Source organism: uncultured Gilliamella sp., assembly GCA_945271295.1.
Classification (GTDB): domain Bacteria; phylum Pseudomonadota; class Gammaproteobacteria; order Enterobacterales; family Orbaceae; genus Gilliamella.
The window spans coordinates 26,661-38,796 of record CALYPG010000008.1; the positions used below are offsets into that span (position 1 = coordinate 26,661).

Here is a 12,136-nt window from a genome sequence, read left to right on the forward strand (position 1 = left end):
TGGCTTTATATCATTTCTGATAATAATTTTTATATTGCTTAAGTTGTTCTTCTAAAGCTTGCTGTTGTTCTGTGGTAAATTCTTCATAAAAAAAGAAATAACTATAATTTTTTAGCAAGGAAAATAAATAACCATCTGGAACCTTCTCAATTTTATAAAATTCAGTATATTTTATAGAAGAAACGGATATTTTTAGCTTAAAAATAAATTCTATACGGTCATCATAAAAAATACAGGTCATATTGCGAAAGCACTCATTTAATGATGCAACAAAATTTTTTGCAGTTTTTTTTGCATAATTAATAATCATTATAAAGAAAAGAAAAGAAAGATATAAAAGTACTGCAGATAAAGTTATTGCAGCTGAAAGAAGATTATTATTTATAACAACATACAATATACAAAAAAATAATAAGAAAACAGATAAAATTAAATAGTTTTTTTTGGTATTTTTTAATTGATTACGAAGAAGAGAATAAACACGATTATAGTCAACCACGTAATCTGCAATTGTTGCTATTCTCGGTTCTTGGTTTTTACCCAAATAGGAAGTTAAATATTTTTTGACGACCACTAAATCAGCAGGTTTAAACAGATCAAAACTCAGAAAATCAAATAGCATATTATTGCTAAAAAGGATAAAACCATTTTTGGCTTCTTGTATTTGAAAAAGCTGTGAATAATAAAAAGTGTTCACTTCATTTTTATCTTTATTTAGCTTTACCATTTTTTCATTATCAAAAGTAAAGGTGAAATTACGCATATTATTAGCGATTGAATCATCTAATTTTTGTGTAAAATCATCATCCAAACTGCCCCATCGAGCATAATAAGAATCTATCAAATATTGTCGATCGATATGACAATCAACTGTAATTTGTTCATTATTCATCAGAGCTCCCAAAAAATGACATATATAAATAAAAAAACTATCAAATTTATTTAATATTAAGCATACACGAAACTAATTAAACTGTATGTAATAAAATTTAATAATAATTAAGATTTCAAACGAATTCGAGAAATAACCCTAGACCCATTTCTCAGAATCGTTACAATATAGCCCATCAATAAATATAGCAAATCATTACTGCTTTGCTATTGGTTAACAAAAAAACAAGTAAGGTTTTTATGGCGCAATATGTTTATACCATGAATAGAGTTGGGAAAATTGTTCCTCCTAAACGCTATATTTTAAAAGATATTTCTTTGAGTTTTTTCCCAGGTGCCAAAATTGGGGTGCTGGGTTTAAATGGGGCAGGTAAATCCACTTTATTACGCATAATGGCTGGTGTGGATACTGAGATTGAAGGTGAAGCTCGACCACAGCCTGATATTAAAATTGGTTATTTACCTCAAGAACCAAAACTTGATCCTAAACAGACTGTGCGGGAAGCGGTTGAACAAGCGGTAGGTGATGCCAAACAAGCACTTGCGCGTTTAGATGAGGTTTATGCTGCTTATGCCGATCCTGATGCTGATTTTGATAAGTTAGCCAAAGAGCAAGCTGAACTTGAAGCCATTATTCAAGCGCAAGATGCCCATAACTTAGATAATCAACTGGAACGGGCCGCGGATGCATTACGTTTACCAGATTGGGATGCCAAAATTGAAACACTCTCTGGTGGTGAACGCCGCCGTGTAGCAATTTGTCAATTATTGCTTGAAAAACCGGATATGTTATTAATCGACGAACCGACTAACCATTTAGATGCAGAATCGGTAGCATGGTTGGAACGTTTTTTACATGATTATGAAGGCACCGTTGTCGCCGTAACCCATGACCGCTACTTTTTAGATAATGTTGCGGGTTGGATTTTAGAACTTGACCGTGGTGAAGGTATTCCTTGGGAAGGTAACTATTCATCTTGGTTAGAGCAAAAAGATCAGCGTTTAGCACAAGAAGCGGCAACCGAATCTGCACGGCGTAAATCGATTGAAAAAGAACTCGAATGGGTGCGTCAAAATCCGAAAGGTCGCCAAGCGAAGAGCAAAGCTCGTTTAGCGCGTTTTGAAGAGTTAAATAGCAACGATTACCAAAAACGTAATGAAACTAACGAACTGTTTATTCCACCAGGGCAACGTTTGGGTGATAAAGTGATTGAAGTGAGTAACCTCACTAAATCCTATGGAGATAGAATACTAATTGATAATCTTTCGTTTAGTATTCCCAAAGGCGCGATTGTTGGGATTATTGGTCCTAATGGTGCCGGTAAATCGACTTTATTTAGAATGTTATCTGGTAAAGAGCAACCCGATTCAGGCACGATTACTTTAGGTGATACCGTACAATTAGCGTCAGTTGATCAGTTCCGTGACAGTATGGATGATAGCAAGACTGTTTGGGACGAAATCTCCAATGGTCAAGATATTATGCGTATCGGTAATTTTGAAATCCCAAGCCGTGCTTATGTTGGACGCTTTAACTTTAAAGGTGTTGATCAACAAAAACGTGTGGGTGAACTGTCTGGCGGTGAACGTGGGCGGGTACATTTAGCTAAATTATTACAAGTTGGTGGTAACGTATTATTACTCGACGAACCGACCAATGATTTAGATGTTGAAACCCTGCGGGCACTGGAAAACGCCTTGTTAGAGTTCCCGGGCTGTGCATTAGTGATTTCACATGACCGCTGGTTCCTAGACCGTATTGCCACTCATATTTTAGATTACCAAGATGAAGGGCATGTTGAGTTCTTTGAAGGTAATTTCACCGAATATGAAGAGTGGAAAAAACGTACGCTTGGTGCCGAAGCCTTAGAGCCAAAACGCGCTAAATATAAAAGAATCACCAAATAGTTCTGTTCATCAATTGCCGCCGATATCATTCGGCGGAACATTTTGTAACTAAATCGTTATTAACAATAAAATGATCTTAATCCCAATCTTTGGATACTTTTACCACTTTAGCAAACGTTTCTTTTAATAAAGTTGGAATAGCATTTGCACCACGGGATTTGGCATCGTCACATACAGCAATAGCTAAATCGGGTTTTGAGCTTTTGTGAATAGCTTTTTGAATGATTTTGGGTACTGACATATCAATATGCTGCACAGTATTATAAGCCACTAATTTATATACATGACTAAATCCATGTTTAAATAAAAAGTTTTCAATGTCACGAGCCGGTAATACGGTTAAGCAATCATCGGGACTCTTATTTTCAGGACAAAGGGATTGCACGGTTTCAGCATATTTTTTACCAGCCATATCACCATCAGTAATCACATACCAATGAATACCCATCTTATTGGCATATTTTATCAGCGGTTTTAACCCGCATTGGGCAAACTCAAGTAGTTGTACCCCTTCAGAACTTAAGTGGTAACCACTTTGTTCGGCCAGTTCACGCAGTAACCATACTTCCGTTTCTCCTTCAACCAGTAGCCAACAACGGGCAAAGAGTGCAAGGGGGCGACGATAAAGCACATGAAATAAAATACGACGACTATCACCTGCACTGAGTGAATTTGGCGCAACATATTTTACGACAATTTGATCGGGCAAACGGATTAAACGATAAATACATTCTAACGGGAAAAGTGATACAAGATCGCTCGAATTGGAGGTAATAATTTTTTGAGTAGGGAGATGTTTAAGCAAACGAAAGCCAACCGATAAGATAATTGGGTGCAACTGACTTTCAGGTTCTTCTAAAATTAAAATTGGCACTGAGCTTTGTGATAATGGATTATCACCTTTGGCGCTCATAATTGAGCCAAAAATGCCTAACAAAGCGGTGCGCAAATAATCATTATCTAGATTATCAAGTATATTATTAATGCGTTCTAGCGAATCCCAATCTTCACTGCGTGGACTTGTTTTTTTAGCGATTTGCTTGTAGTGAAAACGGTGCTCATGATCAACAAAATAGTATTCCAATAATGCACGCGCGGCTTGTAAACCCCGATGTAATTCATCTTGACTTAGTTGAGCTGAATTTTCTTTTAATTGATTGGAAAGTTGCTGGATATAATATTCGGAGAGCGGTTGATTGGTAATGGGTATATTTTCAGGATTAATTGAATTTTTGAGCGTCATGACTGGGTTTAGACTAATTAAAATTGCAATTAATAATTTATGGTTTTCAATATTAAACGGCTTTCCAAAATTATCGATTAATTGATGTTGGGTAACAATATTATCATCTTGTTTTTCAGCAGTAATTTGATAAGTAATACGATGTAATTTATCTGGTTCTGACCGATCGCTTACCGCTAATAATGGTTGATATGCTTGGCTATTGAGTTCATCAAGATGGGATTCACAATAAGTGGTTTTAATACTAATGGTATTACCATAATTTTCGAACTGGTCATGGTAAAAATCTGAATCGATAAATTGATAAAATTTATTATCCAACGATAACAGTTTTAAAGCACTAATTAAGCTTGATCGCCCCCAGCGATTTTCACCAATTAGTACGCTAGATTTAGCATTAAGCTTTAATGATAGTTGGTTTATCCCTTTGAATCCTACAATCTCTATTTGTTCAATAAACATAGCATTTCCTTATGGTTAAAGCTGATACTTTTGGGTTCGCTGTGCAATTCGTTCCGCTTTTTGTTGCGTGCTGCTGATTAATTTATGTTCGTCACGCAAAATGTCTTTTAATGGCTTATTGAAATAGTTTTTTAGAAATAACCAAATATCTCGTTTGGTTAACCCTATTTTAGTTGATGAAAAGTACAGACCAATTAAGTCTTTATCACGCCAACGTGTTGGCACTTTAGCACGCGTTTGTGCACGATGTAAATCAATAACCGATAGTTTTATCTGTTGCTTGTTTTCAAACAGTGGAATATCCAATAAAAAATGACATAAATAACAATCACGATGGTTCACCCCTGCAGCGTGCATGTTAGCGGTCATGTTAGCAAGATAGATAATTAGTGAACGTTTAAGATGATAAGTTGGTGGTTCGGTTAACCATGGTTTAGTAAAATCTTCTAAACTAATCGTCGGATTTAGATCTTTGGTAATAATAAAGGAATGACGAGTTAGTGGATTTAACCCTTTACGACCAAATGCACGTCCATCCATGGTATTCACGCCAGCTTGTTCTAGGCGATGAATCGCTTGCCACTCTTGTTTTGCATCTAACACAGGTAAGCGCAATGAAATCAGGTTTTTAACGATCTCTTTAACGGTGGTACCGCGATGGATCTTAATAAAATAAGATTCACCTTCAAACTTAAAATTCAAGGTTTTGCGTTGTTTTACCGCGCGATATATTTCACCAGATATCAGTTCAACCTCGGTAAAGGGATCTTTATCTTGCCATAGTTTATCAAAGGGTGATTTAAGTTCTATTTCATTCATAAGGGCGACAACCTAAAATAATGTCAGCTGCGCGATCAGCTAAATGGTATAAATCGGCACTATTGCCATAGTGAATGGCATTTTCATGCCAAATTTGATACTGCTCGTTATTGGTCATAGCAGTTTGCACTGCTTGATTTAACTCTGATTGTGAATAAGGTTCAGTTAATACCACACCCGCTTTAGCATCATCAATATGATAGGCATATCCAGCATTCCCTGACACAATCACGGGCACTCCCGCCGCTAAGCCTTCAATTAATACCATGCCTGCCGCTTCATGTCGGGCTGGATGTAATAATAAATCGGCGGCAAATAAAAAATCAGGGATATCATCGCGACCAGAATAAAAACGCACTTGATGTTCAATACCAAGCTGTTTAGCTAATTTTTGATAAGCTTCGGGTTTATCTTGCCCCACCACCAGATAAATGACTTTCTGTTTTAATTCGCTTGGTAAAGCGGCAATGGCAGTTAATGAGCGATCAACCCCTTTACGTTTAAAGTCGGAACCGATTTGCAGCATGACAAACGCATCAGCCTTAATTTGGTTCGCTTGCCTGAATTGCTGGCGTTTAATTAACGATTCTGGATTAAATTTGCGATCTAGTGCAATACCCGGTGGTAATAGATTAAATCGGTTTTGTTGAGTATGATAAAAGTGTTCAAAATCAGCAATTTGTTGCTTAGTTAATACCATAATTTGCGTATAATATTGCCGGTTAAATACCGCATCTTCAAAAGCTAAATAGTGTTTACAACGCTTGGTTAATTTATATAAAAAACGCTTATGTGAGACTTTTTCGGCAAAACAAGTATCGCCAGCAAAATAAACATCTAATTCAGGCATTTTGTTAAAACCCACTACGCAGTCAACCGGATTAGCTTGTAAGTGAGCTTTAACCCAGTGGTAATAAGATTCGTTACGGCTATGATTAGATAACCCTTTTTTCGGCACTAGAATAATATCCAATTGCGAAGGTTTAACCCCTTGCCAATTCATCACATAAACACGAACCTTATGACCACGAGCTTGACAAGCGTTAGCAATTTGCAAAAAATCGCGTTGCAAACCGCCATAAGGGAAATATTTATAAATACAAAAAGCCAGTTGCATGCAGATTGCCTCAAGTGATAAAGGGCTATTATATACTTAGTCTTGATTGTTGCGCAAAGTTTGATTCTGAGGATGAACTTTGTTAAGACATCTCATCTATGCCTGTATTTGTTTAGAAGATAGTATTAATAGTGTAAAAATGATTCAGGAGTCTATACCGTTACAATATGTTTGATTTTGACAGAGGAGTGGGTAACGCTTTTTTGTTCATCCCCCCAATCTACTATGTATTGATGTCATGTGTGTTAGCACCACTGAAAACGCCAATAAAAAGACCAAAAAAGATAAAGTGTGGCAACAGATAAATAGAGATATCGTATTTTTTTATTTTTGGTGAAAAATAAACTTAAAATAAATGGTATGACGATAATAAGGAAAACTTCTTCGCCATCTCTTCCGCCCAAAGGTAGAGAGCAAAGACTATCCACATCACCAGAAGCTACCATCCATTCATATTCATCAGTTGAAAATAAATTTATGACGATTAATACCAACAGAAAATGGATAAATGAAAGCATATTGTTTTTAATCATCATTAAGATACTGCTGATTATTTTGGACATGGTTAAGGAGTTTAATCCTAAGTTGACTTATGCTTAACTAATTTCAATTAATATAACAAAGTAGTTGAAATAACCCAATATTTAGCCACAAAATTGCTTAAAAAATCGCTATGTTATTAGATAAAGTGCCGAAATGAGCGTAATTTGTCAAAATGTTTCAGGAAAAGCATGTGTTTTAGTATAAAACCCTTCTTTAACCATAACATTACTACTCATTTAAACCAACATAAATTAAGCTTTTTAAAGTCATTTGAACAGTTATATAACTGTTCATTATTCCCATTAAAAATCATTACAATTAATTTCATTATTTGTACCATCATTATGTTGTGTGGTTTTGGCATAATCAAATTACCCCTCAATGTTTTTAAAAAGTTAATAAACAGCGAAAAATACAGGTAATTAATAAGGCATTAACCAATTTGCAACGAAATTTTAGTTATTGCTGTATGGCTATATAAATAACCTAAAATCAATGCCTGGCGCCAAGATCTTTGTCTTCACTATTACCATGTAATTGGCGAGTTAATTCATTGCAGGTGACGATTTTGTGATTAGCGATTTTAAATAAAGCAAAAACCTCAAACTCGCTGACACTATTGTCTGTTTTTGTGACTTTAACAAAATGATGGGTGTGAACCTGATCCCCTGATTGACTTATCGCGTCTATGGTGACAGCAAATTGTTTGACCACACTACGTAATAATTGCATATGAGCTGCAAACTCATTAAAGCCTAGGGTTTTACCATCTACGGTTTGTTGATAATCAGGTGAAAAATATTTTACGATTAATTCATGAATATCAAGATCCGATGTCAGTAAATCACTTAGTGCGTGTTTAACTATTTGAATATTGTCCATTAAATTCTCCTATGCTTTAAAACAATAATTATCGCCGATGGCGCTACCTTGTACACCAAATTGGCGTAAGTTGTGATCGACGGCATTCATGGATTGCCAGTGGTTTTCACACCAATCCGGCGCTAATAGGGTAGGCTTTCTGGCATTGGCCGAAATGCGATGATATAAAATATTGGCGGGGGTTTGGCGAATAATATCACCCGCAATATCCACATACTCATCTAATGACAATACATCAAGACGGCCAGCACGCCACGCTTTGGCCATAATGCTACCTTCGACAATATGCAACGGATGCAGTTTTAAACCATCTACACCACTATTTAGCACGCACTCTAACGTAAACATATTGTCTTGTTTGGATTCTTTCGGCAGACCAATAATTAAATGTGTGCAAACTTTAATCCCTAGCTGACGAGCTTTTTGTACCGTTTGCTGATAATCAATAAAGGTGTGTCCGCGGTTAATCGCATGCAACGTTTTATCAAGTGCAGTTTGTAAACCGAGTTCTAGCCAAACTTCATACCCTTTTTCTTGATAAGATGCTAATAAATCAAGTGCTTCATTGGGTACACAATCCGGACGTGTGCCAACACAGAGTCCCACTATATCGGCACTGTTTAATGCCTCTTCATACATATTTTTAAGGATTTCAACTTCGGCATAGGTACTGGTATAAGCTTGAAAGTAGGCAAGATAACGTTTAGATTTTTTCATTTGCTGGGCTTGCGAAGTCAGCTGATCTGCAATCGATTTAACTTGTATGGACTCATCAATAATAGACGCAACATTACAAAATGTGCAACCACCCACACCAATGGTGCCATCACGATTGGGGCAACTAAAGCCACCATGTAAGGTCAGTTTATAAATTTTTTCGCCATAACGGCGTTGTAGATCTGCACCAAAAGTATTGACGACTAAATGAAGTTGCATAATAAACCAGTAAAAAAATTTAGGGTATTGTACGCCAAGGTGTTGATTTGCTTCAAGCAATGCATTTTGCAGCAAGACTATTTTTGTAAAGTATATTTTTCAGTGGTTGGCGAATGGCTACTATTTTTAATAATATGTATTAATTTAATCTGGTCACCTTTTTTCGCTTCAGTTAAGTCATAAGCGTTGGCTAAGGTAATTAATAGCTCATATGGTTTATTGTCGGGCAATTGACAACCACTGTCTGCTCGTCCTGCTATTTTTGTGTCAGTAATCCAAATCTTCAATTTAAAATCACTCACTTCATATGCTGAATTAGCCATAATCTCTCCATTATTATCGACACGATTCATCGATTTAATCATGATAACTGGATCCTCTAATAACGTTCCCGTTAATAGGCAACTATTCACATAAGATGCAGAAGCAGAGAATGAAAAAAGAAAAATAATTAACAAAATAGTCAGTCGAATAATATTCATCATATGAAGACATTGTTTTAGGTAAGTTTGTAATAATTATATAGCGTTCAAATCAATTTTGTCTAACAAGCAAAATTTAGTAAATATAAATTCATTAGATGGAAGAATTGTTTTATCCATTGAATTTAATACGAAAATTAACATAAATCTTTTTTGCTTATTTACCAAATGATAATTATTACTATTTGATGTTGATAATTGTGATCATTAGCAATAAGATATGGCTACTGTTAAAAAAGTTAGAGGTGAATTATGTCGTATGTTATGCGGAAATTAGTTATTGTTTTATTCTCATCATTATTTTCTTTATCTTTATGTTACGCCGATATTTCATTACCGACACCTCAAACTAAAGATGGAATGAGTTTATTAGAAAGCTTAAAAAAACGTGCTTCCACGCCGGGGGGAGATTTTCCGGTGGGTAACATTTCGGATGAGGATCTTTCCACCATCCTTTGGGCCGCTAGTGGTTTAAATCGAGGTAAAACGGGTTGGACTGTTCCAATGGTGCATGGTGTTCCACCTTATGTGCGTATTTATGTGGCCGGTGAAAAAGGTGTATTTTTATATGAATGGGAAGGGCACTATTTGCGAGAGATCAGTAAGAAAGATATTCGTGCAGATATAGGTAAGCAGAATTTTACTAAACGCGCTGCGTATTCTTTAATTTTTGTCCCAGATTTAAATGCATTAACGCAACATCCACCTGAACAAGCCAATGAATTTAGACACATAGCAGTTGGCGCTATGAGCCAAAATATTTATCTTGTTGCAGCTTCATTGAAATTAGATGTCAGATATATTCATTCTATTAAACCAGAAATGATTGCCGAAGAGTTAAAATTACCTGAAAACAGTAAGCCAATTGGAATAATGTTACTAGGAAAATAAAAGGAATAAAAAAGTGAAACGATTTTTAGCATTAGCATTTTTGCTTATTACAAGTGTAATTGCTTTTGTTCCATCATCTTATGCTACTGACAAAAAATATGATAGCTGGAATGCGATCATTGATGAAATGGATGCGATTTTAAATGATTCGTATGATATCTATTTTATGAAAGACAGTGATAAAGCCAAAGAGCGAGTTAATGATGCTTATTTTGGTTTTTATGAAAAACATGGTGTTGAACGTGCCGTCATGTCTTACATTTCCGGTAAACGTGGTACGGATACCGAATATCAGTTTGCTAAAATTAAGCGCCTGATGACTGATGGTGCGCCGAATAAAGTAGTTCGAGCAGAAATTGATACAATTTTAAAAATGCTGCATGAAGACGCTAACGAATTAGATGGTAAGAAAGAAAGTGGTTGGAGTGTGTTATTAGCATCATTCATCATTATATCGCGGGAAGGTATAGAAGCTATTTTAGTTATTGCGGCAATTTCGGCTTACTTGGTACGTTCTGGCAATATGCCAATGGTGAAAGTAGTTTATATGAGTTCGTTAGTGGCAGTCTTTGCTAGTATTTTAATGGCAATTGCGCTTCACTCACTATTAGATATTAGTGGTGCTAATCAAGAGATGCTGGAAGGTGGGGCAATGTTGCTTGCCACTGTGGTACTGTTTTTTGTTAGTAACTGGATGTTCTCTAAAGCCGAAGCTGAAGCATGGAAGAGCTATGTTGAAGGCAAAGTGCAAACTGCTATCTCATCGGGAAGTAGTTTTGCTTTAGGTTTTGCTGCCTTTTTAGCTGTGTTCCGTGAAGGTGCTGAAACCATCTTATTTTATCAAGCCATGCTGGCTGAGGCTAAAGAGCATATAAATATGGTGTGGTATGGATTAGGTCTAGGTTGCTTTGTGCTTGCCTTTATCTTTAGCGTGATCCGTTTTTGTACGATAAAATTACCAATTAAACCATTTTTTATTGGCACCAGTGCATTAATGTATATTATGGCGATTGCCTTTGCAGGTGGTGGGGTAAAAGAGTTACAAGAGGCGGATATTATTCCAGTTACTCCAGTGGATTTTGTACACTCATTTGGTATTTTAGGCATCTATCCAACAGTTGAAACCTTAGTACCACAACTATTTATGGTGCTAATTGTGGTCATTTCTGTGGTGTATTTGAAAGTAAAACATAGTAAAAAAGTAGTTAATAAATAGCTTAAAGTTAGTTCAGATGTTAATTGAATTTTTGATATCGGCATCCAGATGCTAACTTGGCGAGTAAAGAAGTAGTAATTACAACAAGTAATGAGTAGTTAAATAAAAAGTAGAGGAGTTTTCAATGAAAAAATTAGTATTCGCAGCTGGGATTTCATCAATATTAGCATTATCTTCATTTGCTTATGCTGCGTCAGCGCCGGCACCAGGGGAACAAAAAGGTTTTGAAGAGTTCCCTATCGGTGAAGAAGTAACGGTTGGTCCATTACATATTAGCGCGGTCTATTTTCAACCGGTTGATATGGAACCAGCTGGCATGGGCGGCCTTCCAGCATCAAAATCAGATATGCATATTGAAGCAGATATCTCTGCTGCTGATGGCAACAATTTAGGTTATGGTAAAGGGGATTTTGTACCTTATTTAACTGTTAAATATCAAATCCTAAAAGAAGGTAGTAAGAAAGCCATCGAAGGTAACTTCATGCCAATGAATGCATCTGATGGTCCTCACTATGGTAACAATATTAAACTTGATGGTGCCGGTAAATATAAAGTTACCTTTACCATTGAAAATCCAGAAAAACAAGGTTATTTATTACACGTTGATAAAGAAACCGGTGTAGAAGGGCGTTTCTGGACTAAACCAATTACTGTTTCTTGGGACTTTGATTACGTTCCTCGAGCATGGTAATTTGCTTTAAAAATAAATTACTAATATTGGCGAGTAGTTAACTCGCCAATAATAT

Annotated in this window: 12 protein-coding genes; 4 read left to right on the forward strand and 8 right to left on the reverse strand. The window is 36.0% G+C overall.

What is annotated here, in order from left to right; all coding sequences use genetic code 11:
* Window positions 1-10 precede the first annotated feature (10 nt).
* Entirely contained in the window at window positions 11-892 is an 882-nt protein-coding gene (locus Q0K76_RS05940) for a hypothetical protein (protein WP_294612881.1), read from the reverse strand.
* 239 nt (window positions 893-1,131) lie between these two features.
* Between Q0K76_RS05940 and ettA the strand changes: the two genes are divergently transcribed.
* Window positions 1,132-2,799 (forward strand): energy-dependent translational throttle protein EttA, encoded by a 1,668-nt coding sequence (gene ettA / locus Q0K76_RS05945; RefSeq protein ID WP_294612884.1) that lies wholly within the window; start codon window positions 1,132-1,134, stop codon window positions 2,797-2,799.
* Window positions 2,800-2,875: 76 nt separating this feature from the next.
* Here ettA and Q0K76_RS05950 read toward each other — a convergent pair whose 3' ends face one another.
* The 7 genes from Q0K76_RS05950 to Q0K76_RS05980 form a co-directional block, all read right to left on the reverse strand.
* Window positions 2,876-4,504: a DUF2813 domain-containing protein gene (locus Q0K76_RS05950; RefSeq protein ID WP_294612887.1), complete on the reverse strand. Its 1,629-nt coding sequence runs from the start codon at window positions 4,502-4,504 to the stop codon at window positions 2,876-2,878.
* 15 nt (window positions 4,505-4,519) lie between these two features.
* Window positions 4,520-5,323, reverse strand: coding sequence for a lipopolysaccharide core heptose(I) kinase RfaP (gene rfaP / locus Q0K76_RS05955; RefSeq protein WP_294612890.1), 804 nt, complete (start codon window positions 5,321-5,323; stop codon window positions 4,520-4,522).
* Window positions 5,316-6,440, reverse strand: coding sequence for a glycosyltransferase family 4 protein (locus Q0K76_RS05960; RefSeq protein WP_294612893.1), 1,125 nt, complete (start codon window positions 6,438-6,440; stop codon window positions 5,316-5,318). Before Q0K76_RS05960 ends, rfaP begins: the two co-directional genes overlap by 8 nt.
* A 245-nt stretch (window positions 6,441-6,685) precedes the next feature.
* Window positions 6,686-7,003: a DUF2645 family protein gene (locus tag Q0K76_RS05965; RefSeq protein WP_294612896.1), complete on the reverse strand. Its 318-nt coding sequence runs from the start codon at window positions 7,001-7,003 to the stop codon at window positions 6,686-6,688.
* A gap of 472 nt (window positions 7,004-7,475) precedes the next feature.
* Window positions 7,476-7,865 (reverse strand): nuclear transport factor 2 family protein, encoded by a 390-nt coding sequence (locus tag Q0K76_RS05970; RefSeq protein ID WP_294612899.1) that lies wholly within the window; start codon window positions 7,863-7,865, stop codon window positions 7,476-7,478.
* A 9-nt stretch (window positions 7,866-7,874) separates the two neighbouring features.
* Entirely contained in the window at window positions 7,875-8,801 is a 927-nt protein-coding gene (locus Q0K76_RS05975) for a TIGR01212 family radical SAM protein (RefSeq protein ID WP_363322406.1), read from the reverse strand.
* 77 nt (window positions 8,802-8,878) lie between these two features.
* Window positions 8,879-9,286: a hypothetical protein gene (locus tag Q0K76_RS05980; RefSeq protein WP_294612902.1), complete on the reverse strand. Its 408-nt coding sequence runs from the start codon at window positions 9,284-9,286 to the stop codon at window positions 8,879-8,881.
* A 249-nt stretch (window positions 9,287-9,535) separates the two neighbouring features.
* Here Q0K76_RS05980 and Q0K76_RS05985 point away from each other — a divergent pair, with 249 nt between their 5' ends.
* The 3 genes from Q0K76_RS05985 to Q0K76_RS05995 all read left to right on the forward strand — a co-directional run bounded on the left by Q0K76_RS05985 (window position 9,536) and on the right by Q0K76_RS05995 (window position 12,081).
* Window positions 9,536-10,174: a nitroreductase family protein gene (locus Q0K76_RS05985; protein WP_294612905.1), complete on the forward strand. Its 639-nt coding sequence runs from the start codon at window positions 9,536-9,538 to the stop codon at window positions 10,172-10,174.
* Window positions 10,175-10,187: 13 nt separating this feature from the next.
* On the forward strand, window positions 10,188-11,390 hold the full coding sequence (locus Q0K76_RS05990; RefSeq protein WP_294612908.1) for an FTR1 family protein: 1,203 nt from the start codon (window positions 10,188-10,190) through the stop codon (window positions 11,388-11,390).
* 124 nt (window positions 11,391-11,514) lie between these two features.
* Window positions 11,515-12,081: an iron transporter gene (locus tag Q0K76_RS05995; RefSeq protein WP_294612911.1), complete on the forward strand. Its 567-nt coding sequence runs from the start codon at window positions 11,515-11,517 to the stop codon at window positions 12,079-12,081.
* Window positions 12,082-12,136 lie beyond the last annotated feature (55 nt).

Bases quoted from the DNA above. Each gene is read 5' to 3' on its own strand.
- Q0K76_RS05970 (WP_294612899.1), bottom strand. From the start codon at position 7,865: ATGGACAATATTCAAATAGTTAAACACGCACTAAGTGATTTACTGACA.
- ettA (WP_294612884.1), top strand. From the start codon at position 1,132: ATGGCGCAATATGTTTATACCATGAATAGAGTTGGGAAAATTGTTCCT.
- Q0K76_RS05980 (WP_294612902.1), bottom strand. From the start codon at position 9,286: ATGATGAATATTATTCGACTGACTATTTTGTTAATTATTTTTCTTTTT.
- rfaP (WP_294612890.1), bottom strand. From the start codon at position 5,323: ATGAATGAAATAGAACTTAAATCACCCTTTGATAAACTATGGCAAGAT.
- Q0K76_RS05965 (WP_294612896.1), bottom strand. From the start codon at position 7,003: ATGTCCAAAATAATCAGCAGTATCTTAATGATGATTAAAAACAATATG.
- Q0K76_RS05950 (WP_294612887.1), bottom strand. From the start codon at position 4,504: ATGTTTATTGAACAAATAGAGATTGTAGGATTCAAAGGGATAAACCAA.
- Q0K76_RS05985 (WP_294612905.1), top strand. From the start codon at position 9,536: ATGTCGTATGTTATGCGGAAATTAGTTATTGTTTTATTCTCATCATTA.
- Q0K76_RS05975 (WP_363322406.1), bottom strand. From the start codon at position 8,801: ATGCAACTTCATTTAGTCGTCAATACTTTTGGTGCAGATCTACAACGC.
- Q0K76_RS05995 (WP_294612911.1), top strand. From the start codon at position 11,515: ATGAAAAAATTAGTATTCGCAGCTGGGATTTCATCAATATTAGCATTA.
- Q0K76_RS05940 (WP_294612881.1), bottom strand. From the start codon at position 892: ATGAATAATGAACAAATTACAGTTGATTGTCATATCGATCGACAATAT.
- Q0K76_RS05960 (WP_294612893.1), bottom strand. From the start codon at position 6,440: ATGCAACTGGCTTTTTGTATTTATAAATATTTCCCTTATGGCGGTTTG.